Below are 25928 nucleotides of genomic sequence, written 5' to 3'. Positions count from 1 at the left end.
AGTCCAGTCAGTGGCTTTGTGCATTTGCTCAGTGGGCTGATTGCTTACTGCCATCAGCCCAAGAAGCCCACTCTTGACCTAGCGACACTAGGCATTGAACTCCCTGCTTAACCCGAATTCACGTTCATTTAAGTTGCGAATTAAGGTCCGTTGGGGATAGCCCAAATGTCCCAATGGCACGTCCCAATGGCGCGTCATCGCCTAACTGTGCTGATAGCTACCGACCTCAAGCGGGGGTTCGACCAAGCTGGGCAGGGTAATGGTGACGGTGGTTCCCCGATCGAGCTGACTATCGAGGCGGATCTGGCCCTGGTGGACTTGCACGATCGCCTGGACAATGGCCAGCCCCAACCCCGACCCGGCAGATTGACCGGTGCGATGGCGCGATCGGGCCACATCAGCACGGTAGAACCGATCGAACAAATGGGGCAAAGCTTCCGGTGCAATGCCAATGCCGGTGTCCTGGACTTCGAGCTTTAAGGTGGGTTTGCGCAAGTCCCGATCGAGCCGCACCCAAACCCGCCCACCCGACGGCGTGTATTGAATCGCGTTGCCAATCAGATTGGTGAGCAGCCGTGCCAGTTGATCCCGATCGCCCCGCACCATCCAGGCCCGCTCATCAGGAATTTCACTGAGTTCGGGAATCAATTCCAATGCTTGGCGGGTGGCCAGGGCCATTTGCTCCTCGATCGCCTCCAGCAGCAATTCCGCCAAATCCACCGTTCCCCACTGGGGTTGCACAATGCCGCTATCTTGGCGGGCTAAAAACAACAGATCATCCACCAATTTCCCCAGGCGGCGAGTTAACCGCTCGATCGCTTCCAACTGCGATCGCTCCATTTGGGGGTTGGTTTCCGCCAACGCCACCTGCACATTGGTTTGAATGGTGGCGATCGGGTTGCGCAGTTCATGGGATGCATCGGCCGTGAATTGCCGCAAGCGTTGGTAAGACTCGCGCACCGGTTCCATGGCCAACCCCGACAACCACCACCCGATCGCCCCCACGGCCCCAATCAACGCCACCACCCCAACGCTCAGGTCGATCGCCAACTGCTGGGCCGGCTTGGTGACCTCAAACCAAGGGTGGCTGACTCGTAAATAGCCCAAGGGTTGGCCACCCAGCGCAATGGCTTGAGTGCGTTGCCGCAACACCAACGGCGGTTCCACCGGGCCCCGCCCCTCGGCTGGCTTCCCGGGCCCGTCGCGCAACACTTTCACCGTTTCACTTTTGCGAGTGGGATGCAGGGGAATGGTCAAGGGTTCTGCGAAACTGGTCCAAAGCTGCTGGCCCGTGGGGCTAAACCACTCCAGATCAATTCGATCGTCTTCCACATCATTCCAAACCGTGCCCGTGTTGTCCCGAAAGCTGGCTTCCAGGTTCACCCGGGCCCGAGTAATCATCTGCTGTGGATCGATGGCGGCCAGATCGCGCACCTGCACCGATTCAATCACCAACGATCGAGCCACCAGTTCGATCGCATGTTCGATCGTGTCATCTACCCGATCGACCAGCGTGGCCCTCGCATAACCATAAAAGGTGATCGCAGCCACCAGCACCAACACTGCTGTTACGGTCGCGTACCAAAGGGCCAGCCGTCGCCGCGTTGTCTGAAACACGATCGTCCTCAAATGATGAGTAGTTGCATTCTCCCTAATCGTAATTCATTCGATCAACCTAATTTAGCCTCCGAATTGACTTGAGCTGGCTAGCTGATTGAATTTCCCAATTGGCTTTATTGACTCAAATTTTTTGCCCAAATTAATAGATTAAATTTGTTTTTAAATCTTGTTTTGAATTCTGCTTTGAGTTTTGTTTTGAGTTTTGCTTTGAATTTTGTTTTTGAATTGGTTATTGGTTATTTGTTTTTGAATTGGTTATTGGTTAACTGAACTGATTGACTTGACTTGACTTTAAAAACTCAATTCAAGCTCATTCCGTGCATCGTGATCCAACTGACTTGATTAGTCACATGAATTTCATGAATCACATGAATTTTCTTAATTTTATTAGCTGTATTAAATTTGCTTGACTCGATCTAGCCATCCCAGATTCCAAGCTGAATCGTGGGGTGTAAACTTCACACCCCCAAAAAACGCAACCTAGTTACAGTTCACCACGAATTTCTTCAACAATGCCATCCCGTAGCAGAATTTCAACCTGCATCTTGTCAATCAAATTATCACCTTGTTGCACCTGAAACAGGCTTTCCATTTGCGTTTGAATCACTTCCTTATCCAGTTCCAAGGAGTGAACCCGGTTGAGCTGTTGCAAAACTTGGTTTTTTTGCTCCAGCATTTGGGATTTCTGTTCGTTCACCTGGGCCTGAATATTTTCAATTTGGCGAGTCACTTCCGGGCCGGGCGGTTGAATGCTCTGACGCTGAATTTCCGCGATCGCCCGCTGACCTTGGGTTTCCAGTTGTTGTAACTGGCGATCGAGCTGGTCAATTTGCCGCTGCAATTCAACCTGCGCATCTTCCTTCCAGCGCGGCGTAACAACGGCCTTCACAATCACGGGGCGCTTGAGCCACAGGCCCGCTGAAGTCGTATCCATGGGAGTTTGCACGCTTGAGGTGTCCTGGGTGTTGATCATCGGTCTCAGTGTTTTTGCATCGGCCAGAGACCATGGCCCGGGCGCGATCGTATCGCGGGACTGTGAGCCATGGCAATCAACCTTTTCCCCCTTGCACTTCATATTCGCCTTTTAATCGGCCATTTTCTTGACCAAAAATTCATCAAAAAACTCAGGAACAGCCCCTAGGATTTGAGTAGAAAGTATTAAACCTTTTGGGTGTGTCTCTGGTTTCTAGCCATCTGATCGAAGCTTCAATTGCAAGTCAAAGTAATTTTTTATACTTGCAACGATCCAGGCGAAACCGTTCTCTAACTTCGCAACTGTTCCACTCTCTGAAGTCTTCTCTACTCATGCGTAACCACATTTCTTCTATCCTGATTAAAGCAACCGTCACCGCCTCCGTGGCAACCCTGAGTGTTGCAGCCGGATCAGCCCAAGCATTTGACATCAATCCTCGTAGCACAGCACCAGATTACTTCCAAGAAGTGTTGCCCTCCATGGCTCCCTTTGTAGGCAAGGAAGCTCGGAAGTTAGACCCCAACGAAATTAACTTCCGCACCTTGGATGAATCACTGCTGCAACTGAAGCATGACCACGATGTGAAGGTTTACTTCCTCGGTGAAACGGCTGGCGGCTATCGCAACCGCCTGGACTTTGCCACCACCGGAACAACGGTTACGGCGCAGACGAAGATTTTTGGGGACACCTCTTGCAGCCCCAGCCAAAGCAAGACCCTGGTGAACTTCAGCGGCTTTTGCCAAAATCCGAACGCTGCTGTCGCAGGGCGATCGGTTCAAGACAGCCCCCTGAACGTGGGAGATTGGGTGAACCTGGGCAAGTTCAAGGCTGGCACGATCTTTGATTTCAGCCTGGTTTCCAACTGGATTAACGGCGGCATTTCCGGCAAGGATGTGCGCACTGGCAAGACGGTTCCGGGTCAGTTCCGGGCCAATGCGAAGGACAATCCCGATGGCAAGCAACATGCCATGTCCTACTTCTACGAAGATTTGCTGGTGCTGGCTTTTGAAGATCTGTGGGGCGGTGGTGACCAAGACTTCAACGACACGGTGTTCGTGATCGACTTCGGCCGCAAGAACAACCGTGAAATCGCAGGGGTGGCCACGCCGGAACCGACGATCATGATGGGTCTGGGCCTGGTGGGTCTGGGTCTGGCTGGGTCAGCGAAGCGTCGCTCGCGCAAGTCTGACACCGCATCCTAGGGCTTCAACCTCTGCGGATAGCAGGAGTTGGGCTAGGGTTGCTGAACTCTCCGGGTTCTGAAGTCTGAAGAACCAGTTAGGATTTTGCAGAAATTGAACTGAGTCGAAGTTGATCAAAAAACCCCGGGGTTCTCGATGATGGGAATCCGGGGTTTTTCTGATGTTGTTGATCAGGTATTTCTGACCAGAGGCGTTGAATCAGATTTTGGTCTGGGTCAATCTTGAGCCAAATTTCCTAGCCAAATTTCCTAGCCAAATTTGTAGTGCTTGCGAATGGCTTGGGTGATGTTCCATGTGCAAGCCAAACCGGCAGAGAAGGTGACCAAATCGCCTTTGCGAATGGTGACGGGTTCACCGCCCTCGGGGGTGACGGTCACTTCACCTTCAAGGATGTAGCAAGTTTCCGCTTCATCATAGGTCCATGGAAATTCTGAAACTTGTTTTGTCCAAATGGGCCAGTTGTACACGTCCAAAGCCGCGAGTCGATCGGGGGTGGGGTGCGATTCAAGCTGAATAGTCGTGGTTGTGCTCATGGCAAAACATGGAAAAACACTAGAGAATTGATGGCGATTGTAGGACGGGATGGATTGCACTTGGCCAAGGGTCGGGATTTGAAAAATCAGCATCCCAAAGATGAGCGCTCCAAAAATCAGCATTCAAAAGGTCGGCATTTGAAATCCCCAACTCACGCCGCTGTGAATTCCGATGCTGGACACCGGGCCCGATCGCTCCGGTGGGGAGTGCTGTTGGCGGGGATGGCGGCCATTTCAACGGGGGCGATTTTTGCTCGCTGGGCAATGCAGTCGGCGGGGCGATCGGACTGGGGATTTGGCCTGTGGTTGGCGGCGGGACGGGTGACGTTGGCGGCGCTGGCGGTGGCTCCGGCTTGGCCCCAAACCTGGCGATCGCCCCGATCGGCCTGGCCTTGGGCCGTGGGGGCGGGGGCTTGCTTGGCGCTGCACTTCGTCTGTTGGCTCAGTTCTTTGGGTTATACCTCGATCGCCGCCTCCACCGTGTTGGTCACCACCACGCCGGTTTGGGTGGCCATAGCTACCAGTGTTATCACGCAGAAATTTGCGGGTTGGATTACCTGGGCTGGCCTAGCGATCGCCTTGGCGGGCAGCGCCGTGATTGCCCTCAGCCAAGATGCCGGGACGATCGGCAGCGACCCTCTGCTGGGGAATGGGTTAGCCTTGGCAGGAGCCTTGGCCGCAGCAGGCTACCTGCTCCTTGGGCGGGTTGCCCAACAACGGGGGCTGACCCTTGGTTCCTACGCGGCTTTGGCCTATGGCAGTGCGGCCCTGTTGTTGAGTCCGTTGGTGGCCCTGTGGGGCGGCGGTTGGCAAACCATCACCCCCACAACGGTGCTGGCGATCGCCCTGTCGGCGTTGGTTCCGCAACTGATTGGCCACACCAGTTTTAATTGGCTGGTGACCCAAATGCCGCCCCTGTGGGTCACCCTGGCTATTTTGTTTGAGCCGGTGGGGGCCAGTAGTTTGGGGTGGGTGGTGTTTGGGGAACAACCGGGAGTTGGCGTGTTGCTGGGGGGCGTGATTGTGTTGCTGGGGGTGGTGCTGGTGGTGTTGGGGGGGCGATCGACCCAGGGGTGACCCTGAGCTATCTTGCCGAACTGCGCTGAACTCTGCCGAACTGTACCGATCACCAAGGCCATGGAGTGAGTGATGAAAGGGATGGTTCAGGGGTTGCCCAAAGGGAAGCCAGCGGGGGCGATCACCTGGGAGTAGGGGCACTGTCCGCAAGGATTTGAGGATTCATCGTGCTGAAGTTTTGGTCTGTGGCCGCATTTTGCACCTTTGCCCGATCGCGCTGGGCCCAAGAGCGAATTCCTGTGGGGCGTTGGTGGCGTTGGGCCCAGGCTTGGGCCGCAGCGGGCGAACCGGAAGCGGTTTTGGCCGCGCTGGAAACGGCCGTGATCCAACGTCCTGGCTCGTTCAAATTGGTGCGAAAACTGCTGGACGCTTACGGCCAAGCGGGCTATCGACGGGCAGCCTGGCGACCGGTGCAGCGGTTGGTGGCAGTGCGGCCCCGGGTGGCCGGGCGGGCTTGGGCCGCTTTGGGGGACTTGTGTTGGGCGATGGGTGAGTGGTCGGAGGCCATGCGCGCCTACGACGAGGCCAAACAAAATCAGTATCAGTCCACCTATTTAGAGGAGCGGGCGGCCCGATTTTGGGCGAGTCGTCAGGATTGGACGCGGGCCAAGGGCGCTTGGTGGACGGCGATCGCCTGGGAACCGAGCGATCGACCCGATTGGCACGAGGCACTCTGCTTTGTGCTCCTGAGCGATCGCGATTTTGACGGGGCCATCAAGGCCGGAGAAACGGCCCTGGCCCTGGGGGGCGATCGGGCCGTGACTTGGCATCGATTGGCCCAAGCCCACCGAGAACGGGGCGATCGCCCCACGGGTAACCGCTGTTTGCGTCGGGCTTGGCAAGTGGGAGCCAAGGATCCCTGGAGTTGGTTTCCCCAGGTCAGTGAATGTGCCGATCGCCCAGAGTGGCAACGGGCTTGGCAAATGTTGCAGAGTGCGCCGGACTTGGCCTTTCCCGAAACGGCCGCCGATTATCGCCGCTGGTCGCAACTGGCCAGTCAGGCGGGGGATTGGCCAGCGGCCATGGCCGCCCTCGATCGGGCCTTGACTTTGGATCCGCAGGCCCCACCCAGTGATTGGTGCGCCTTGGCAGATCTCTGCGCGCGATCGGGACAAGACCACCTGGCCAGCCTGGCCTGGCAACGGGCCTTAACCGCCGGAGCCAATCAGGGCGGGGTCTACTATGCCTATGCCGAATCCCAGCCCCGGTCATCATTGCCTGATCGCCTGGCCCTGTGGCGGCGAGCCATTCAAGATAACCCCACCGATCCCCGGGTGTATGACAACTATGGCCAAACCCTGGAAGCGGCCAACCACCCGATCGCCGCGCTGGCCGCCTATGGTCGAGCCATTCTGTTAGCCGGCCGACGTTTGGATATTCCCTTTCGGCAAGGGGGAACTCTGTTGCAACAATTGGGTTGGTGGCGGCTGGCCTGCTGGTTTTGGGATCAAGCCGGTCAGCTCGCCCCCGATAGCGTTTGGTTCCAAGCGGAACGCCAAGCGGCCCTGGCTCGTCGGGCCCAATCACAGGGGCAATGGCAACGGGCGATCGACCATTTCATGGCCGCCCTGCGCTATCAGCCAGAATTTTGGCCCGCCTACGATGGCATCCAAGCCGTACTGGCGGCCGCCGGATTGCCGCCGGCCGATCCATCGCCCACTTCCCCGAGCCTGTTTTGCCAACTACCTGACGGTCTGGCGGAAGCCACCAGCCTCCTGGCCACCAATTGGCAGGGTGTGGCGGCTGAGCTACCGGGAACGGACTGTTTTCCCGCCTTTGAACCGGAAACCCATCCCCTGCGCGATTCCCAAGGCTTGGGCGATCCCCTGCCGGAATTACAGGCGATCGACCATACCTTGGATGCGCCGGCCGCCTACACCGTTGCGATTCCCCAGGGGCGGGCCTGGGGCGATAACCTGTGCAGCGTGGTGTTCAATGCCCAAAATCAAGTGATTCGCGACTGTTCAACGGGTTACAGCGCCATCATTGCCAGTTCGCCCCACCTGCCGCCGCCCCAGCACTTTGCCGGAACGGTGGCTTTTTTGGCCACGCGCTGGGGCAAGGTCACCTATTTTCACTGGATGTTTGATCTGTTGCCTCGGTTGGAGGTGTTGCGGCGATCGGGCTTTGCGTGGGACTCGATCGATCGCTTTGTGGTCAATCTATATGAATTGCCCTTTCAGCACCAAAGTTTTGAGCGGTTGCAAATTCCCCTGGAAAAAGTGGTGGCCTGCTGCCATACGGAATGGTTTGGTTCCGTGGATCCGGTTCAGGGGCGAATTCCCCACTTAACGGCCGATCGGCTGTTGGTGCCAGCGATTCCCGAGTTGCGAATCTATCGGGGATCGCGCTGGGCCCATCAGTTTTTGCGCGATACCTTTTTGGAGCCGGCCCGCATTTCCCGCTTTCCCGATCGCCTCTACATCACCCGCCGCAGCGCCGCCTACCGCCAAGTGCTGAACGATCGGGAGGTGATTGCAACCTTGGAGCAGTTCGGCTTTCGGGCGATCGACCCGGCCCGCCTGCCGCTGGTCGATCAGGCAGCGGCCTTTGCAGCGGCCAAGGTGATTGTGGCGGTGCATGGGGCCGGGCTAACGAACCTGGTGTTTGCAGAGCCGGGCACGAAGGTAATTGAAATTTTCCAGCCCAGTCACCGCCAAAACACCTACTGGCTCCTGAGCAACTTGGGCGGCTTGGAGCACTATCACCTCACGGCGGATCTAGCGCCCGGTGCGGAACAGGCCACCGCCGTGCAACAGAACATTACGATCAACCTCGATCGCCTGAAGGCCCTGCTGAAGTTAGCCGGAATTGATTAGGCCTCTTGCATCAATCAAGTGCTAACAATTCCTGACCATTGCACCGTCTTCGTGCCATCGCGGCGATAGGAAAAAAACCGATCGCCCTCGCAATAGGTGCAGTGGGGCGCGACGGTGACCTGCTCCCGATCAAGACCCAAATTCAACACCTGCTGGACGATCGTTTGGCGCACATCCAACCGCGCCTTTCCCGGTTCCGGATCCGGCAACACGGGCGGCTGTTCCCAACCTTGGGCCTCCTTCAGGGGCACAGCCAGCGAGGCCACCACCTCTTCAGCCACCGCTTCCGTCACTTGATAAACCGAACCGGAAATGGCCGGGCCCAGCGCCACCCGCAAATCCGCCAGTTGACTGCCCTGTTGGCGCATCCGCTCGATCGCCTTGGGCACAATGGCCGCCGCCGTTCCCCGCCAACCGGAATGCACCGCCGCCACCTGACCGGTTTTTAAATCCGCAATTAAGGCCGGGGTGCAATCGGCGCTGCAAACCCACATCACCTGTCCCGGGCGATCGCTCAACAGACCATCGGCTTGGGGATAGGTGGATTGTTCGCTGGCGGTGGCCGTCGCCTCTTGGAGCACGGCCCCTGCTGTGATTTCTGCAATTTCTGCCGGAGCCACCACCCGATCGCCATGCACCTGCTTGACTCGGAAGGTTTGGGCCGCTTCATCCAGCACCGAAGCCAACTCGGCCGGCGGGCGGGGGGCAAAGTGCCGGGTAAAAAAACCGTGGGGAATTGGCTCCAACAGGGAGCAGGTGAGATAGGGCAGTCCTTGCCAGTTGCGCCAATGCCAGCCAGTCACGATCGAGCCTCCCAAGGGTTCTGAGTTGGCATGATAGGTGGAATGTGCAATTTCTCCTAACTTGAATGGTGGGGAGTTTCAAGGGTCGGGAAATAGTCCAGGCGATCGAAATTGGCGCTATGCATACAAAATTGATGCATTTTTATGCGTCTTTATTCGTCGGTCTCCAGTTGTCGCAGGCGCTCCCGTAATGCTGCTAATTCTGCCAGCGCGGCTTCTTTGGCTTGGCGTTCTTGATCCAATTCTGCCGCCGCTCGATCGCGTTCTGCCGCCGCTCGATCGCGCTCAGCTAACACATCCCCAATCTCGTCTGGCATCGGTAGCCATTGCCCTGTGGCCTCATTAAAGAATCGCAAGAGCGGCCCACAAACTTCTAAGCGCAACCCCAACACAGCACTTTGGTTGTCTGTGATGGGTAAATATGCCTCACAGGGGTCACCGTCCGGTGTGCGACTCGGCCCTAATTGATAGCCGCGTAGTTGCCCCTCAATCCACTCATTTTTGGGGTCAAACAGCCAGTATTCCTGCACCCCCATTTGTTGATAAAGCCAATGTTTATGGTGTTGGTCTTCCTGGCGAGTGCCGGGGGAGGTGACTTCAAAAATAACGCTGGGAATTTCTCCCTCTTCCCAGATTTTGTAGTTGTCTCGGCCACCGGGAGCCACATTAAAAATCACCATCACATCGGGAGCCACTCGCAGCCTGGGATACCCTTGGCTGTAGTAGAGAAATTGATCAGCTAAAACAGTCGCTTGTTGACCACACAAGTGAAATTGCAGTGCTTTTAAAATTGCAATAATTGCATTGAGGTGAAGGTAAGTTTCAGCCAAGGGTTTTCCATCAGCAGAGGGGTAAACAATATCAGCCGGTTGGGGTTGATGAATGGTGACAGTCGGTAGCGCCAAATCGTTGGGGGCGATCGCGCCGTCAGGGGTGGACTCCTGGGCAGTAGACAAGCTCGACATCGGCGGGGCGATCGGACGATCGCGGGTCAATTCAATCCCTATTCTAGAGATCCCAAAAATGGCTGGCGCTGGCTGGCTGGGGGCAAGGGGTTTAAACCCCTTGGCTGGCTGGGCTGGAGGAATGAAATGGAGGCGATCCGTTGGGTGACCCGATCGCGGTAGGGTAAGGGGCGATCGCCGCAAGCACGACCTTAAAAATCAGCAAGCAATTAGACAACCATTGGTGTTGAAACCCACCCCGATCGACCCCGCAGAGTTCAGTGCCGCCGTGTTGCGCGAAACGGCGCGACTCGGTGTTCGGTTGCCCAGGTTGCAGGTGCTAGCGGAGACCGGCTCCACCAATCAGGTGGCCTGGGAGCTGGCCCAAGCGGGGGCCCAGCCAGGGACGATCGTGATTGCGCTGCAACAGTCGGCAGGGCGGGGGCAGTGGGGCCGCCAATGGTCGTCGCCCTTGGGCGGGTTGTACCTCTCGCGCTATTTTGCACCCCAGTTGCTACCGGAGGACGGGGCTCAACTGACCTTGGCGGCCGCTTGGGGCCTGGGGCAAACCCTGCGAGATCGGGGTGTGCCGGTGGCGCTGAAGTGGCCCAATGATTTGGTGGTTCGGGGGCGCAAGTGGGGCGGGTTGCTGACGGAAACCCGATTGGTGGGTGGCAAGATTGCCCGCGCGGTTACGGGGTTGGGGTTGAATTGGGCTAATCCGGTTCCCGAGACGGGGATCAATGCCACGGAGTTGTTTTCAAAATTGGAGTTTCCAGAATTAGGGTCTCCAGAACGATTGCATGATCAATCAGATCAATCATCAGATCAATTAGTAGATCGCCCAGGTCTTTTAGATCCTTCAAGTCACTTAGATCCTTTAGGTCATTGGGCCGATCGCTCATCGAACTCGTCCAAGATCTCTGATGGCTCTAATTCGCTGCATGGGGCCAGTGCATTGGCGAATCAGGCGAGTCAACTGCCCCCCCCGCCCCTGTTGCCGCCGACTGATTTCCCTGCGGAGGGTGGGCCACCGATTCGATCGCTGGCGGAGTTGGCGGCCCTGGCGATCGCGGGTTTAGACCGGGGCGATCGACAGCTCCAAACGGGCGGCATCGAAAGTTTTCTGGCGGATTATTTAGAACTGCTGGAAACCTGCGGGCGATCGGTGCAAGTGGGCGATCGCACCGGAATCGCCGTGGGCATTACCTCGCGCGGAGAACTCCGGGTCAAGTTTTCCGATCAACTGGCTGCGGAATTACATCTCTCCCCCGGCGCGGTGCGCTTAGGCTACGCCCGATCGCCCCAATCGCCTGAATCCCCTGGCCCAGACGGTGGACAGGTTACGGGTTTTTTAAAGAATCCTTGAATAGTCTTTTCGATTTCCGCGAGGTTGTGTTAAGCGCTTTTGCTTTTTCCCTTGCTATCATGACTGAGGACTGAGCCAGAACCCCCTGACCCGTCATTGCCATTCCTGAAGAGAGCAGTAACGTCCTCAGGCTTTGGCAACTGTCCTGGCTCCAAAGCCCCGGTCAAAGGGTGCGCCAGCCGTTTTTGGCTGTGATTTCAGACCGTGGCTCAACATTTTCTGAACATTTTGGGCGATCGCGCCGTCTAAGGCTCAGTGGCGCTTCCCCAACGGCTCGTCCGCCCGAAGCCCACTGCGCTCCCTCTGGAACAAGGTCTTTCACGCTGCTTTTGCTGTCCCCGTCCCATTACGCCATGCATTGCGCTCCCAACCGCGCCATGAACCACCGCCCCAACTTTCCCACCCGTCTCCAACGCCGTCGCCGTCGCATTTTGCAAGGTCTCGGGTGGGTTGGCGCAATGACCAGCTTGCTCGGCGGACTGGCAACCCCAATCCGGGCGATCGACGCGGCCCCCAGCGGCGGTTCCGCAGACTTGGCCCCGGAAGCACCCGCTGCACCGCCGGAACCGAAGCCCGCCGCCAATCCCGATCGACCAGCCCGAATTGAGCGGCCCGCACCGGCCGTGGAGCGGACTCCCCAACGGGAACTGCCGAACGTTCCTCGCCTGGCCCCTTCCCCGGAAGAGCGCTCTACCAGCCGCGGCCCGATCGACCAGTCCAATGATTTCAACTTGGGAGCCACCCAACGCCAGGCCCCACCCAGCGAAATTCAATTCACAGAACGCTCCACCGGTTGCGCCAGTGTGGGCGGCCGCCTCAGCGCCGGTTGCACCGTGACCCGATCGCCTGGGCAACCCGGCCAAGCCGGCCACCCCGGAATTGTGGCCATTCCCACGGGCGATCGGGGTTCCCAGCTACAAATGGGCAGCCCCATGCGCCTTGGTTCCGTGGGCAGCGCCCTGCCTGCCCAATCGCCCATTTCCGTCAAAATCGGCCCCCTAACCGTGGGCTTAAACGGCGTGAACTTCGATGCCAACAGCTACTATTTCCGCAGCAGTCGCCCCAAGGGCCTGTTGGGCAATGGCAACCTGAAAATGCTGTTTCCGCTCACCAGCTTGGCTCCAATTTCCTCCTCCTTTGGCTGGCGGGTGCATCCGATCTTGGGCTACAGCCGCTTTCATGCGGGCACTGACCTTTCGGCTCCCTTGGGCACACCCGTGGTGGCGGTGTTGGATGGCAAGGTCTCGATCGGGGGCTTTTTGGGGGGCTATGGGCTAACGGTGGTGTTGGATCATGGCGACACGCAAAAGACCCTTTACGGTCACCTATCAGAAATTTTTGTGAAGCCGGGAGCTACGGTCAAGCAAGGGGAAGTGATCGGTCGGGTGGGCAGCACGGGCATGTCCACGGGGCCGCACTTGCACTTTGAAGTTCGTCAGCTCACGGCCCAAGGTTGGGTGGTGACGGATCCGGCGAAGTTCCTGGCAGGCGCAAGCAGCCCGATCGCCGCTGCTGACAAACCTAAAGATCCCTTTGAAGCGTTGATGGCCGCCACGATCGAGGCGGTGAAGTCTTCCTACAAAGTCCAATACGCCGTGATCGACGAAACCAAGGCCGCTGCTCAAGTGCAATAGCCTGGCGATCGAGCGATCGAGTGGCAGACCAAGCAGCCCAGCCCCACCCAGACAACTCGCGCAGAAAATATAACCTATCAGTAAATTTGAAGTGCCTCAGGTTTACTGATAAGTCATGTCAATTTTCAGCATCACGACTACAAACGATCGCCCCGCCCGATCGCCCGGTATTTCTGTATCCCTTGTGTCAAGATAGGTAAAACAACTTAACAAATTCCTCATCCAGATCGGTCAAGCCCAGGAGGTGCGAGCATGGTTGTCGCCACAGAACGTCCGCAAACCGAGAAGCGGTTGACGATTCAAACCGCCGAGATTGCCGCCCAAACCCTGACGATTCGATCGCTGGACTGGGATCGCGATCGCTTTGATATTGAATTTGGCCTGCAAAACGGCACAACCTATAACTCCTTCCTGATTCGTGGGGACAAAGTGGCCCTGGTGGACACCTCCCACGCCAAATTTCGCCAACTCTATCTGGATACCCTGAAGGGCGCGATCGACCCGGCCCAGATTGATTACTTGGTGGTGAGCCACACGGAACCGGATCACAGCGGCTTGGTGGCGGATCTGCTGGCCCTGAATCCTAATATCACCGTGGTGGCTTCCAAGGTAGCGATTCAGTTTCTGGAAAATCTGATTCACCAGCCCTTCAGCAAGCTGCTGGTGAAAAGCGGCGAGAGCCTGGATTTGGGCCAAGGGCATGTGCTGGAGTTTTTGAATGCACCCAATCTCCATTGGCCAGACACGATCTTTACCTACGACCATGGAACGCAGACCCTCTACACCTGCGATGCCTTTGGGATGCACTATTGCAGCGATGACCTGTTTGATGCGGATTTGGGGGCGATCGAGCCAGATTTTCGGTTCTATTACGAATGCCTGATGGCCCCGAATGCCCGATCGGTCTTGGGAGCCATGAAGCGGATGGATGCCCTCCCCGGCTACCACACGATCGCCACCGGCCACGGCCCCCTGTTGCGCCACAACGTGGTTGAACTCACCGGTCGCTATCGACACTGGAGCCAAACCAAGGCCGAAGCGGAAACCACTGCCGCCGTGTTCTATGTGTCCGACTATGGCTACAGCGATCGGCTGTCCCAGTCGATCGCCAAGGGGATCACCAAAACCGGCGTGGCGGTGGAAATGATGGATCTGAAAGCGGCTGATCCTCAGGAGTTGCGGGAGTTGGTGGAGCGATCGGTGGCGCTGGTTTTGGCTGCACCGCCCCAAGGGGAATGCGAAGCGGCGATCGGCACTATCTTGACCGTGGCCAACAACAAGCAGCGGATTGGTGTGTTTGAGTCTGGCGGTGGCCAAGACGAGCCGAGCTATCCCCTGTTCAACCGCTTCCGGGATTTGGGTCTGAAGCCAGCCTTTGACGTAATTCGGATTAGCACCAAGCCCCAAGCCTTCACCTACCAACTTTGCGAAGAAGCGGGCACGGACTTGGGCCAGGCATTGATGGTTAAAGAGACCGTCAAGCAAATGAAGTCCCTAGATTCCGATTTGGATAAGGCCTTGGGCCGCTTGAGCGGCGGCTTGTATATCATCACGGCCAAGAAGGGTGATGTGGCCAGCGCCATGTTGGCCTCTTGGGTGGTGCAAGCCAGCTTCCAGCCCCTGGGAATCACGATCGCGGTGGCCAAAGACCGGGCGATCGAGTCGCTGATGCAAGTGGGCGATCGCTTCGTGCTGAACATCTTGGAAGAGGGCAACTACGGCCACCTGATGCGGCACTTCCTGAAGCGGTTTGGCCCCGGTGAAGACCGTTTTGCCGGTGTGGAAACCCAGCAAGCCACTAACGGCTCCCCCATCCTCAGCGACGCGCTGGCCTATCTGGAATGCCAGGTCAGCAGCCGGATGGATTGCGGGGATCACTGGCTGGTCTACAGCGCCGTCGATAACGGTCGGGTCTCGAAGGAAGATGCCCTCACGGCCGTTCACCACCGCAAAGTGGGCAACCACTACTAACCACCAGGACTCCGGGGCGCGATCGGGTCAAGGGTTAATCAACAGCCGGTAGGGTGGGCAATGCCCACCTGACCCGTAGACCACTGGCTAATTCAACCACTCTCCTTAAACGGTGTTGCCCGTGCGATAGGGCGATGAATCGACCCGGCGCACCATGCCAATCACGCCCGGTTCGCCGGAAAAGTGAATCCGCTCACCGTACAAGTCGAGGCCAATCAACCGCCCCGATCGATGCAGTCCCGGCAGCAAGCAACTTAAGGGGCGCTGGTTGTCGCGAATGCAGTCTTCCAGCTTGTGAACCAGCATGGCTTGATAGTCCACGGGAATTAAATCCAGGATGGATTCAACCCGCGCCAATTCGCGCCGCCGATAGCCAAAAATTTGAGCAAAGCAGCGGTTAACGTAACGCAATCGCCCTTCAGCGGTGGTGATGTAAAGGCCGGTTTCTTCGAGGCCGCGGGCTTCGCTGGCATTGACCGCACTTTGGATGCTGCTGGGGAGAATGTTGGAGCTGGCGATCGAGTCTTCAAAGGGGTTCGCCAAGGAGGGCAAGGCGTTGGACTCGCCCCCAAAGGACGGCGCTTCGTGACTAAGAAGATCCTCTTTGCTTTCGTTTAGGGTGCTGGTGAGTTGGTCATAGAGCAAGGCGTTTTCTAAATTGAGGGCGATCGCATCGGCGGCAAATTGGGCCTGCTCCACACGCAAAGGAGTGAAGTGGTGCGGTTGGCTATGCATGAGAGTGGCCAGCGCCAACAGCCGTTTTCCGCGCTGGATGGGGATGCAAAGGGCCGATCGCACCGTGTAGGGTTGGTTGGGCAGTTGCAACCACCGCTCATCGGTCATGGTGTCCATCACGATCGCGATTTGTCGATGCTGAATCGTCCAGGCCGCCAGCCCTTCTTTCAGAATTTGGTTAACGATTTCTCGCTTTTGCTCCCGAATGGTGGAGCCTCGGGCCAACAAACATTCCGTGGCTTGCAGGTGCTCATCGAGGAGAAAAATACTGCCCTGTTCTGCCTGGCACAGGGATTGCAGGGCTTCCAAGATCTGTTGAGTCAGGGCCCGCAACACCAAGCCGGTGGCGGTGGTCATTCGGGCTGTCACGATCCAACTGCCCAACAGTTCCTGCTGAAGACGAAGGGCAGCGTTGTGGGCATTAAGGCGATCGATTTCAGCATTGAGTCTGGAAACCTCGGGACTGGCCAAGATGCCGGACCCATCGCGATCGCTCATAACCTTGCTCTCCCAACTCGCCGCCGTGAATGCCAACTCTAGCCAAGGTATCACTCATCCCGAATTGCGGGGCCCCGATCGCGGAACTGGCCGCTTTTCGCCACTGGGCATCACCACCAGCGGCTGCCAAGGGACGATCGGGCAGCGGATTGGGCAGGGTGCGCGGGGGTTGGCGGATGCTGGAGATGAGCCGATCGGGAAATGCCAAGCTTGGAAACGGCAAACTAACCCTATTGTGCTTTGGCTGAGAATCTAGCGCTTGAGAGTCTAGCGCCTGAGAGTCTCGCCGCTGAGGGGCTAATTTGCTGGCCGATCGCGATCCTTGGCGGGGGCGATCGTGTTTTCCATTCCCATTTTGGGTGAATTCTGGCAAAGGTGCTTGAACTTTTTCAGCATCTTTGGCAATATAAACAAGCTTGACCCACAAGCAACCAGGGTGACTGGCGCAACGGCAGCGCATCGGACTCTTAATCCGCTGGTTCTGGGTTCGAATCCCAGGTCACCCATTTTCTGAAGCAACATCCTGAGCCGCGTCTTGAATCGCTCATTCTGTTGCGTTATTTAAAGTGAAGGCCGATGGCGGCCCAGAGTCGATCGAGATTGATATTGACCGCCACATCGTCGGCCAGTGAGTCCAGCAACATATCCCGGTGCTCCCGGTAGTCGGGAATTCCCGTGGGCAAGGAAGACAGACCCCGTTGATGACGCAAACGATTGAGCCAAGCTCGCCGCCACGGACTGCTATCAAAAATGTCCGTGAGATAGGTTCCCCAAACCAGTTGGCTGCTGGACACCACGCCCAGTTTGGAATCATCAAAGAGGGATTGCACACTTTGGCTGTCCAAAATTTGGGTGTAGCTTTGGCGAAATTCGCGGCTGGTGACCGGTAAGCCCGCTTGGGGATAGTTGGAGGTGGCCTGGCGTTCTCGATCAATCCAGTCGCCCGTGGTGATGCTGGAGATGGGTAACAGATCCAGCCCCATCAGTTCTTGGGAAGCGGTGTCTAGCCCTTGCAGTTGCACCACCTGGCGACCCAGCATCTGGAATCCTTCGCCAATGCCCAAAATAGTGCCGCCCGCGATCGCGTATTGCTGAAGATCTTCCGCAAAGCCGGATTGGTGCAGGGCCTGGAGATCTTCGGCCAGGTTGTTCGATCGCGGCAAAACCACCGCGTCGGGATAGCCCAATTCTTGACCCAAATCAATGTAGCGCAGGGAAACCGTTGGCTCGGCCGACAACGGATCCAAGTCGCTGAAGCTGGCGATGTGGGGCAAGCGCACAGCGGCGATCGTGGTTTCAATGTCCGATTGACGACGACGGCGAGCAAACAGGTCGATCGACTCAGGCGAAGGGAAGAGGTTCTGGAGCCAAGGCATGACTCCCACCACGGGAATTCCGGTGCGCTGTTCCAACCAATCGCGACCGGGCTTGAGCCGATCGGGATTCCCCCGATATTTGTTGATGATGATCGCCCGTACCAGTGCTTTTTCGGTTGGATCCATCAGCTCCAATGTCCCGATCGCGCTGGCCAACCAGCCCCCCCGATCGGCATCCACCACCAACACCACAGGCGCATTCAGGGTTTGCGCCAAGTGCAAGTTACAAACATCCTGCCCCGTCAAATACGCATCGGCCGGACTGCCCACCCCGTCAGCCACCAACACATCAAAGGACTGAGTTAACCGCTCAAGGGATTGTTTGAGCACCGCCCAGACCCGTTCCGGAGACTGATCACCAGGACAGCGGGGATTGAAATCCGCTTGGGGTTCCGTGCGGGCCGCCCAGGCTTGCACCGCCTGAAAATAGGCGATTTGTTCCCCTTGGTTGGTGGTGTAGAGCATCGAGGAGGTGCTTTGGGCTTGGAAGGGAGCCACCTTCAGGCCCCGTCGATACAGCAGCCGACCGAGCGCTGAAGCCAACAGCGACTTCCCGGCCGCGCTACCTGTGCCGATGAGCAAAATTGCGTTGAGAGCCTGTGTGTCCATAACCGTTGATTAACCTTCAACTTCGGAACCGATAGACAATCGGTTATCCCAAATACTGCGATTACTGAAATGTTTTAAGGGGCAAGAGCCTTCGCCACGGCGGGGAAGGATTCATGCCGAGGTCTGCGTCGAAATCCGGGCCGCAACCGGAGGACAGAACTGAAAGATGAAACTGAGCAATGAAACGAGAGAGCGGAGCTTAGAGGGGCCACCGTCCCCAGCGCCACAAACCATTCCGCAGGCGATCGCCCCATCGGCCCTGAGTCCAGGCGACGGGATTCGCTTGCCACTGATCGAGCAATAAAAAACCTAGGGGCGTGAGTCGGAATCGATCGGTCAAACCTTGACCATCAACCTCCCGTCGTAACATCCCCACCTGAATCAACCACATCAGTTCGTTTTCTGCGGCCAATTCGCTCAAGGGCGATCGGGTCATTGATTGTTGCACAGCCGCCGCACCCACCAACTCCGCAATCGCCACACTGCGACTGCGCATGGACTCGTAGAACTTCACCCCAAACGGTGCACAACGGACAGCACGCGCGGCTCGATGCACCGTTTTCTCAGGATAGGTGATTTGGATTGGGTTCACCTGCTGATTTGCTCGCTCCGCTGTTTCCACGCCAATACCTCAATCCTTGCCTAGCTGTTGGTTAACCCTTGTGTTGGAAATGCTAAATCCTGGAAATGCTGAATCCTGGGAGTTTTAAATGCTGAAGAGTGTTGGAAATGCTGAAGGTGGGAAATGTTGGCGATGGGAATGGTTAAACTTGGACAATTTCGACCGTTGATGAACCCCTGCTGATTTCTATCTCCAAAGTACAGTGTCGTTGGATCTTGAGAATGAGAAATTCCGTCATTTAGAGCAGCCTAGTTAAGGATTGGTCGATCGCGTCAGTGGCCGATCGAATCCCGCAGTTTTCAGGCATCCCGGTCAATGATAGATGGGAAAAGGGATCGGCAAAGGAACTGAAGCTATGACTTTCCTCACCTCCGGGCGATCGCGCCGCTGGATTTACGGTTTGCTGGCCCTTTGTGCGGCCGTGATCACCACCCTCAGCACGCCACCGATCGTCCAAGCAGTCGATTGGTTAGACCTGCTCCGACGCGGCTTTGAAGTTTATCAACTCTCGAATCTTTCCGATGCCCAAGAAGTGGATTTAGGGCGACAGATCGATCGGGAACTGAGCCGCCAATTGCGATTGGTGAATAACAGTCCCCTCAATCGGCTGGTGGACTCGATCGGGCAGCGCCTCGCCGCCGTCAGCAGCCGCCCCAACATTCCCTACACCTTTCGGGTGGTCAACAGCCGCGATATCAACGCCTTTGCCACCATGGGCGGTTTTGTTTATGTCAATTTGGGGCTGATGGTTGCGGCCGAAAACGAAGCGGAACTCGCTGGCGTGATGGCCCACGAAATTGGCCACATCACCGAGCGCCATGTGGTTAAAAACCTGCGGAGCCGGGCCCTGTCGGACGGAATTTTGAGCGCCACGGGTCTCGATCGCCGCCGGGCCACCAGCCTGGGTGTGGAGTTGGCGTTAAATTTGCCCCGCAGTCGCCAAGCGGAATTTGAGTCCGATCAAGTGGGGGTGACCCTGCTGCAACGGGCCCAATATGCCCCGATCGGGTTGCCCAGCTTTTTACAAAAACTTCGTAGTCGGCGGGAACCGCCTGCCATCCTCAGTACTCACCCCAACAGCGATGAACGGGTGGCGCGATTGCTGCAACTGATTGGCCCCAATGGTAGCAATGGCATGGGGTTGGACAATGCGGAATATCAAGGATTTGTGCGATCGGCCCTGCGCTAGCGGCCCTGCGCTAAAAACGGGCACTGAAAACAGGCGATCGCCCCTAGAATCGACCCACCACGGCCTCTGGCATGATCGAAATCGTCGCTTCCGCCAGGGGCCGAATTCGGGTTTCACTGCGATAAATATTGACCTGGTAGACCATTTGCTGAGTGAGGTCAACGCCCGTCAACCAACCGCTGCGGGGGTGATAGGCTCCGGTGTCAATGTCCAGCCAGCCGGGCCCCCGAGCCAATTGCCCCGGTTCAATGCCCGGGAGCGTGAAGGTGATGGTGTGGCCCGTCACGATCGTTTTGTCGTTGAAGTAGGGCTGGGGGAAGCTGTGGAACGAGTCACGGATCCAACAAAATTGCTGAATGCCTTGCACATCTAAGGGCAAGGTGGGATCCACCCCCGCGTGGACGATCCAATAGTCACCCCAATCAACGTAAAGGGGGAGCGATCGCATCCAGTCAAAGTGAGCATGGGGAATTCCCGGCTCACCATAAAAATCTTGATAGCTCACCAGGGTCATTTGTCCACCGCTGAAAAGCCAGGCTTGTAGCGGTTGTTGCAGCACTTGACCCTCGTGCAAAATGTCCAGCAACATGCGTTCGTGATTCCCCAGCAAGCATTGGTAGGGGCTATGCATCACGAAATCCACCACCTGGGCACTTTTGGGGCCGCGATCGATTAAATCACCCACAAAGCAGAGCTGATCATCCTGACCAGGTGCAATCAAGCCCAACAAGTGCATTAAGCCATCGTATTGTCCGTGGACATCACCAATGACAATTTTTCGAGTCGCTGAAGTCGCATCCATACCTATTATCTTGACGTGCGATCGCCCCAACATGCCAGTTCACGATCGCGATCTGATGGGGGAGTTCCTCGCAGACCGCCGTTAATTCGACTTACAGCTTAGCGCCATCAGGTTTTGACCGCTTAATACCTGATCCGCGATCACCCGTGAGAATCGTCACAAGTTACGGTGATGGCTGTAGCCGATCAAGCCGATCGCGCTGCTGTTGTTCGATCGCGCTGTCGTTGTTTGATCGCAAGGGACAAGGGGTTTAAACCTCCTGTTTGGATGGGTTGGGGTTCGCAACATTAGCCATCACAGCCGGACTCGATCGAGCCGATAGCTTGTATTCAAACCTGCTTCCCGCTTCCCCTCGTCTTCAATCCGTTGATTAACCCAATGGCAGAAGCCCTAACTGCGGAAGTTCTAGTTGCTGAGGGCCTTCAGGAAATTTTGCAATTGCCCCAGGAAGCCTTGGCGCTGGGCCGCCGCATTTACGGCTGCGTTGGGGCTGTTGGTTTCTTGGCCGCCAGTGGCTTGCAGCAAGATTTCATCCAGGGCCTCGCCAGCAGGCCGTTGGGGACGGGTGGCCACCAATTGATAGTCAGCATTCTCGTCAGCGGGTTCCAGCCACACTTCCCACTGGCCCGGGAAAGCCCGGCGCACGGCTGCTCCTTCGATGGGGCGCAGATAATAGGCCGTGACAATTCGGTTTAAGAACCGATCGCGCAGTTGCCGGCCCGCGTAGCCAATGCCAATGATCGCCAGGTCTTCCATCCGAGGATTCAGGAAAATCACGGGTCGATCGCCCGCCTCTTGGCACAGTTGCTCCACCTGAGTCACTTCCACGGCCGACGGTTCAATGAACAAAAAGATGCCATCCTCCGGTTGCACCTTGCCGGTCATGGGAGTGCGCCCCGATCCCACATCGGTGATCCGAAAAGGGCGATCGCCCCAATCGCGCCGGGCCAAGGCGGCCGCCCCCGCGTCGGGGAAGAAGATTTTGAGCCGATCGCCCCAGGGTTCCAAGGCCGCGAGGAAACTTTCTGCCACAGGCATCACTTTCAGCTCCGGCAAAACCAGTTCCACCTGAATGAGCGTCAGCCCCTCATCCAAAGCGGCAAGGGTGGCACTGCGGGCTTGGGCGATCGCCTCGGCTAAATCCTGGGGAATTCCGCTCATGATAGGGGTTTCTATGAAAAAACTATTAAGCTACAAATACTGTTCTTTATACCGTTTTTGGCCGCTTTGCCACCGCCGCTATGGGAAACATCACGCTCAATCTGGTTGCGGTCGGGGTGTTTGTGGTCACCTTGTCTAGCCTGTTTGGCCCCTTGATTGCGCTCCCGGCGGAAGTGCCAGCCCTGTTCACCGCTGGCTTTTTGGGATTGGCGGCGGTCGATCGCTTTGGGTGGCAAGGTCGGGGCGGCACGTTGCTGGTGGACTGGTTTGCCAACCGATCGACTGCCCACCGCGATCGCATTTTGCACCACGAGGCGGGCCATTTTTTGGTGGCCCACTTGTTGGAAATTCCCGTTTCTGGCTATGCTCTCAACGCTTGGGAAGCATTTCAGCAGGGCTATCCCGGTTCCGGTGGGGTGCAATTTGCCGATCAGGAGCTGGCCCAATGGCTCGATCGCGGTGAAGTGCCGGCCCGCATTCTCAGCCACTACGCCACCGTTTGGATGGCGGGCATTGCTGCTGAACAGTTGGTGTATGGCAACGCGGAAGGCGGCAGTGATGATCGCCAAAAACTCCTGAGCCTTTGGGCCCAACTCAGCACCCAGGGCCAAGGCAACCGCCCCAATGCCACCGCCCAAATGAATTTGTCGATTTTGCGAGCCAAGACGCTGCTGCAACAGAATGAGCGGGCCTATGGTGCTTTGGTGGTGCAACTGCGCGCTCGGGGTTCGATCGACCAATGCAAGGCTGCAATCGACCAACACAAAGTTTCCCCGCACGATCAGCCCTCCCAAGCGGCCTAGGTTGGCTGAATCGCGTGAGTTGCGCAGCGGGATTAGTCTGGGCCGATCGGGAAGGCCCGCAATCGGGGGCTGGTGATCTTGAGATCCACCCGATCGCCCGGTTCCAGCTTGCACCGCCAGTCCGTGACCACTTGCAACCGCTCACCACTGGGCAATTGCACCAGGTAAACATATTCCCGTCCTAGGAATTGTCGCTCCATCAATTGGCCGTGGCCTTGGGGATCGGCTTCCAGGGTCACATCCGTTTGGCGAATCGCCAGCTCCACCCGATCGCCCGGGGGATCATTGCCCAGTTGTTCCGGCAAAATTAGCCCCAATTCCGTTTGCCAACCTTGGGCCGATCGGGTGGCGATCAGGAAGTTAGTTTCTGCCACAAACCCAGCCACAAACCGAGAATCCGGCTCCCAATAGAGACCTTCGGGGCTGTCGATTTGCTCGATTTGGCCCCGACGCATCACGGCCACCCGATCGGCGATTGCCATGGCCTCTTCCCGATCGTGGGTGACAAAAACGGCGGCGGCTCCGGCCCGCTTCAAAATGGCCCGCACTTCCTGGCGCAACCGTTGGCGCACCCGGGCATCCAAATTACTCAGCGGCTCATCCAACAAAATCAGGGACGGCTGCGGGGCGATTGATCGAGCCAGGGCCACCCGTTGCTGTTGACCGCCCGACAGTTCGTGGGGGTAGCGTTTTTCCAGGCCTTCTAATCCCACCAGGGCGATCGCCTCAGCCACCCGATCGTGTAAAGCCTGGGGAGCCTGTTTCCGCAATCGATCTAGCCCAAAACCAACATTTTGAGCCACGGTCAGGTGGGGAAACAGGGCGTAATCCTGAAAGACCATGCCCAGTTGGCGGCGCTCCGGCGGAACCCAACCGCCTGGCCCCGCCACGGGCCGCCCCGATAGCACGATCGCCCCTTCATTCGGCGCTTCCAACCCGGCAATAAGTCGCAGCAAGGTGGTTTTGCCGCAGCCGGAGGGGCCCAACAACGCCAAAAGTTCGCCCTGCATCAGGGTGAGCGTTACCTGATCGACCGCAGCCGGCCCGGTTTGATAGCGACGGGTTACGCAGTCTAAATGCAAAATGGCCAAATCCAAACGGGCGGCAGCGTCGGTCATGGTCGGGCAATCCACAAGGCAAGGGGCAAGGTCAGCCACAGGTCATCCTATGACGTTCGCTTGCTTCTTGCCAATCACTTGCAAGTGTCAGCGCAAAAATGGAGCCTGCGGATCCGATAGGTCTCGTGGAGGTCTCGTGGAGATCTCATGGAGATAGATCTCCACGAGATCTCTTGAATGCCGTGGACTTTAGGGGCGATCGAGTGGATCCAGCTCCTCCAAAATTCGGAACCGCACATGGTTGAGCGCCAAATCGCCCACCTTCAGCTCCGACAATTCCGCCAGGGGTTGCCCACCCACCTGAATTCCTTGGAATCGAGATCCCTTGGCAATTTCCACATGGTTCCAAGGCAGGGCCATGAAATAGCGAGTGGGATAGGGGCCGCCCTCTTGGATGTCGTCGGGGTTGGACTCCATGGGAACCCAACCGAACCCGGGAATGAAGAACTCTAGCCAAACGTGGTTGTAATCGGGGTAGAGTGCCACTTGGGTGCGATCGGCCGGCGGTGGGCACTTGTAGCGACCTACGGTGCGGGTGGCGATGCCGTTGAGCCGAGACAGGGCCAGCAACACGCCCACATATTCGCCACAACAGCCATAGCCGCGATCGAGCACTGCATCGGGCGGTTCAATGCTACGGCGAATTCGATAACCCAGGCGATCGTACACATAATTCCGAATGGCCAGCATTTGCCGCAGCAAGTTGGTTTCGGTGCCGATCGCTTCGCGGGCCGCCGCCTGCACCGAAGGCTGATCCATCGCCAGGCTATCGTTATCGACTAAATATTTTTCGGTGTAGTCTGCGGGCAATTGACAGTCCGCCAGGGAGGGCAACCGTTCCACGTCCGGCGGCGTGAGTTGGTAGCGAATACCTCGCACATCGATGATGGCCTTCCAGCCAAACAACCGTCCTTCACCCCGCTTGATCGAGCCAAATTTGAAGACCGCCACCTGCTGACCGTCGGGCAACCGTTCAATTTCAAAGGGCATCCCCACGGGTTCGACGCTTTGCACCGTTTGCCGATCGGTGTTGGCAGGCAAGGAAATGCGCCACTCCAAATCCTTCAACAGGCTGAAATCCACTCCTTCCAAGGGCGACAGTTCTTCCACATAGAACATCTCAATCCGGTAGCCGTTGGAAAGGGCATAGCCCCGATCGGGATAAAAGCCATAGTCCAGGGGGCCGATCGTCACCCGATCGCGGAACGCCACTTGCAGGGGTTCCGGATCGTTAGGGTTGTCGCGGATGTAGGGTTCTTCGCCCGAGTAGGCCACCCAGAGAGTTCCCGCCTGATCAAAAGCCAAAGCCGTGGGCGATTCGTAGGGGGTGAGAACGCTGAAATTCACCAGCCCCGTCGCCCGATCGAGACAATAAACCGTTTGCTCCAGGCGATCGCACACCCAAAGTTCTTCGCCCCGCGCCACCAAATTTTCTACCCCAATCCCGGGGGCATAGAACCGGGTAATTTCGCGCCCCTTGTTCAAATCCAGCACATAGATGCAGCCCGATCGCTGGGAGGACACGTATAGGGTCGATCGGTAAATCGCCACCCCTTCCACCCACTCGGGCAGAGTGTACATAGGTTTGGGTTCCCACTGGCCCCAATTGCAGGCGAGCACTTCCCGATCGCGCGTGAACCACACCGAGGGCACATCAGCCCCGGCCAACGGCGGCCCAATGGCCAGCCCGATCGCATCCAGAAAATCCCCAACCTGATAAGCATTCAGAACTTCAGTGCAGTCGGTTGCCAAGTCCACCAGCAGCAGATGGCCCCGGGCCGCATCCAAGGCCAGCACCTGATCCTGATGAATCGCCAGGCCACGCAAGGCATAGGTCGCCAAGGGACGACAAAGGCGATGGAGGCGATCGGGCGGGGCCGGGGAGTCGGTGGCCTCGGCGTTGGGGCGATCGGTGTCATGAGGCGATCGAAATGGCGACTGACGAGATTTCGCAAACACGGTTTTTAGGGGGCAGCCTCAACGGCGGCGGCGCGATTAATTTGTACGATAACCCGTTCTCGGAGACTGTATCAATTGCACCGGATTGGAAACCTTCCAATACTGACAGAT

At 57.4% G+C, this 25928-nt stretch carries 21 protein-coding genes and 1 tRNA gene; 10 read left to right on the top strand and 12 right to left on the bottom strand.

The window, feature by feature from the left end:
* Positions 1-201: 201 nt before the first annotated feature.
* Both VPK24_RS03320 and VPK24_RS03315 read right to left on the bottom strand, forming a co-directional pair.
* Entirely contained in the window at positions 202-1617 is a 1416-nt protein-coding gene (locus tag VPK24_RS03320; protein ID WP_393010686.1) for a sensor histidine kinase, read from the bottom strand.
* Positions 1618-2104: 487 nt separating this feature from the next.
* Positions 2105-2554 (bottom strand): YlqD family protein, encoded by a 450-nt coding sequence (locus tag VPK24_RS03315; RefSeq protein WP_099533527.1) that lies wholly within the window; start codon positions 2552-2554, stop codon positions 2105-2107.
* A gap of 371 nt (positions 2555-2925) precedes the next feature.
* Between VPK24_RS03315 and VPK24_RS03310 the strand changes: the two genes are divergently transcribed.
* Positions 2926-3795, top strand: a complete 870-nt coding sequence (locus tag VPK24_RS03310; protein ID WP_393010684.1) for a DUF4114 domain-containing protein — start codon at positions 2926-2928, stop codon at positions 3793-3795.
* Positions 3796-4043: 248 nt separating this feature from the next.
* Here VPK24_RS03310 and VPK24_RS03305 read toward each other — a convergent pair whose 3' ends face one another.
* Positions 4044-4328, bottom strand: a complete 285-nt coding sequence (locus tag VPK24_RS03305; RefSeq protein WP_393010682.1) for a cupin domain-containing protein — start codon at positions 4326-4328, stop codon at positions 4044-4046.
* A 30-nt stretch (positions 4329-4358) separates the two neighbouring features.
* Between VPK24_RS03305 and VPK24_RS03300 the strand changes: the two genes are divergently transcribed.
* Together VPK24_RS03300 and VPK24_RS03295 are read left to right on the top strand one after the other, a co-directional pair.
* Positions 4359-5405, top strand: a complete 1047-nt coding sequence (locus VPK24_RS03300) for a DMT family transporter (protein WP_393010680.1) — start codon at positions 4359-4361, stop codon at positions 5403-5405.
* A gap of 167 nt (positions 5406-5572) precedes the next feature.
* The gene (locus tag VPK24_RS03295; protein WP_393010678.1) at positions 5573-8224 is read left to right on the top strand and encodes a glycosyltransferase 61 family protein; all 2652 of its coding nucleotides are present in this window, start codon (positions 5573-5575) and stop codon (positions 8222-8224) included.
* Between the two features lie 14 nt (positions 8225-8238).
* On the opposite strand, the gene pgeF is transcribed toward VPK24_RS03295, so the two are convergent.
* Together pgeF and VPK24_RS03285 are read right to left on the bottom strand one after the other, a co-directional pair.
* Entirely contained in the window at positions 8239-9027 is a 789-nt protein-coding gene (gene pgeF / locus VPK24_RS03290) for a peptidoglycan editing factor PgeF (RefSeq protein WP_393010676.1), read from the bottom strand.
* Positions 9028-9179: 152 nt separating this feature from the next.
* A complete protein-coding gene (locus VPK24_RS03285) occupies positions 9180-10022 on the bottom strand; it encodes a Uma2 family endonuclease (RefSeq protein ID WP_393010674.1) in 843 nt (280 codons plus the stop codon).
* A gap of 193 nt (positions 10023-10215) precedes the next feature.
* Here VPK24_RS03285 and VPK24_RS03280 point away from each other — a divergent pair, with 193 nt between their 5' ends.
* The 3 genes from VPK24_RS03280 (at position 10216) to VPK24_RS03270 (ending at position 14945) form a co-directional block, all read left to right on the top strand.
* The gene (locus VPK24_RS03280) at positions 10216-11340 is read left to right on the top strand and encodes a biotin--[acetyl-CoA-carboxylase] ligase (RefSeq protein ID WP_393010672.1); all 1125 of its coding nucleotides are present in this window, start codon (positions 10216-10218) and stop codon (positions 11338-11340) included.
* Positions 11341-11531: 191 nt separating this feature from the next.
* Positions 11532-12974: a M23 family metallopeptidase gene (locus tag VPK24_RS03275; RefSeq protein WP_393010670.1), complete on the top strand. Its 1443-nt coding sequence runs from the start codon at positions 11532-11534 to the stop codon at positions 12972-12974.
* 252 nt (positions 12975-13226) lie between these two features.
* On the top strand, positions 13227-14945 hold the full coding sequence (locus VPK24_RS03270) for a diflavin flavoprotein (protein WP_393010668.1): 1719 nt from the start codon (positions 13227-13229) through the stop codon (positions 14943-14945).
* A gap of 105 nt (positions 14946-15050) precedes the next feature.
* On the opposite strand, the gene VPK24_RS03265 is transcribed toward VPK24_RS03270, so the two are convergent.
* Entirely contained in the window at positions 15051-16178 is a 1128-nt protein-coding gene (locus VPK24_RS03265; protein ID WP_393010666.1) for a GAF domain-containing protein, read from the bottom strand.
* Between VPK24_RS03265 and VPK24_RS03260 the strand changes: the two genes are divergently transcribed.
* Both VPK24_RS03260 and VPK24_RS03255 read left to right on the top strand, forming a co-directional pair.
* A complete protein-coding gene (locus VPK24_RS03260) occupies positions 16153-16434 on the top strand; it encodes a hypothetical protein (RefSeq protein WP_393010664.1) in 282 nt (93 codons plus the stop codon). The genes VPK24_RS03265 and VPK24_RS03260 overlap by 26 nt on opposite strands.
* Positions 16435-16612: 178 nt before the next feature.
* Positions 16613-16684: transfer RNA gene (locus tag VPK24_RS03255), tRNA-Lys, on the top strand.
* A 51-nt stretch (positions 16685-16735) separates the two neighbouring features.
* On the opposite strand, the gene VPK24_RS03250 is transcribed toward VPK24_RS03255, so the two are convergent.
* Complete coding sequence (locus VPK24_RS03250) at positions 16736-18163, bottom strand: cobyric acid synthase (RefSeq protein ID WP_393010662.1); 1428 nt, start codon at positions 18161-18163, stop codon at positions 16736-16738.
* Positions 18164-18362: 199 nt separating this feature from the next.
* Positions 18363-18785: an Npun_F0494 family protein gene (locus VPK24_RS03245; protein WP_393010660.1), complete on the bottom strand. Its 423-nt coding sequence runs from the start codon at positions 18783-18785 to the stop codon at positions 18363-18365.
* A 355-nt stretch (positions 18786-19140) separates the two neighbouring features.
* On the opposite strand from VPK24_RS03245, the gene VPK24_RS03240 reads away from it, so the two are divergent.
* A complete protein-coding gene (locus tag VPK24_RS03240; RefSeq protein ID WP_099533093.1) occupies positions 19141-19974 on the top strand; it encodes a M48 family metallopeptidase in 834 nt (277 codons plus the stop codon).
* A 43-nt stretch (positions 19975-20017) separates the two neighbouring features.
* On the opposite strand, the gene VPK24_RS03235 is transcribed toward VPK24_RS03240, so the two are convergent.
* Positions 20018-20776 carry a metallophosphoesterase family protein gene (locus tag VPK24_RS03235; protein ID WP_099533092.1) on the bottom strand — a complete coding sequence of 253 codons (759 nt, stop codon included), beginning with the start codon at positions 20774-20776 and terminating at the stop codon, positions 20018-20020.
* A 405-nt stretch (positions 20777-21181) separates the two neighbouring features.
* Positions 21182-21937 carry a DUF1995 family protein gene (locus VPK24_RS03230; RefSeq protein WP_393010657.1) on the bottom strand — a complete coding sequence of 252 codons (756 nt, stop codon included), beginning with the start codon at positions 21935-21937 and terminating at the stop codon, positions 21182-21184.
* 80 nt (positions 21938-22017) lie between these two features.
* Here VPK24_RS03230 and VPK24_RS03225 point away from each other — a divergent pair, with 80 nt between their 5' ends.
* On the top strand, positions 22018-22740 hold the full coding sequence (locus tag VPK24_RS03225) for an ATP-dependent Zn protease (RefSeq protein ID WP_393010655.1): 723 nt from the start codon (positions 22018-22020) through the stop codon (positions 22738-22740).
* Positions 22741-22772: 32 nt separating this feature from the next.
* On the opposite strand, the gene VPK24_RS03220 is transcribed toward VPK24_RS03225, so the two are convergent.
* Together VPK24_RS03220 and VPK24_RS03215 are read right to left on the bottom strand one after the other, a co-directional pair.
* A complete protein-coding gene (locus tag VPK24_RS03220; protein WP_393010653.1) occupies positions 22773-23858 on the bottom strand; it encodes an ABC transporter ATP-binding protein in 1086 nt (361 codons plus the stop codon).
* 189 nt (positions 23859-24047) lie between these two features.
* Positions 24048-25700 carry a transglutaminase domain-containing protein gene (locus VPK24_RS03215; RefSeq protein ID WP_393010693.1) on the bottom strand — a complete coding sequence of 551 codons (1653 nt, stop codon included), beginning with the start codon at positions 25698-25700 and terminating at the stop codon, positions 24048-24050.
* Between the last annotated feature and the right edge of the window lie 228 nt (positions 25701-25928).

Source organism: Limnothrix redekei LRLZ20PSL1, assembly GCF_043235035.1.
Taxonomy (GTDB): domain Bacteria; phylum Cyanobacteriota; class Cyanobacteriia; order CACIAM-69d; family CACIAM-69d; genus CACIAM-69d.
This window is presented reverse-complemented; position numbering and strand designations above follow the sequence as displayed.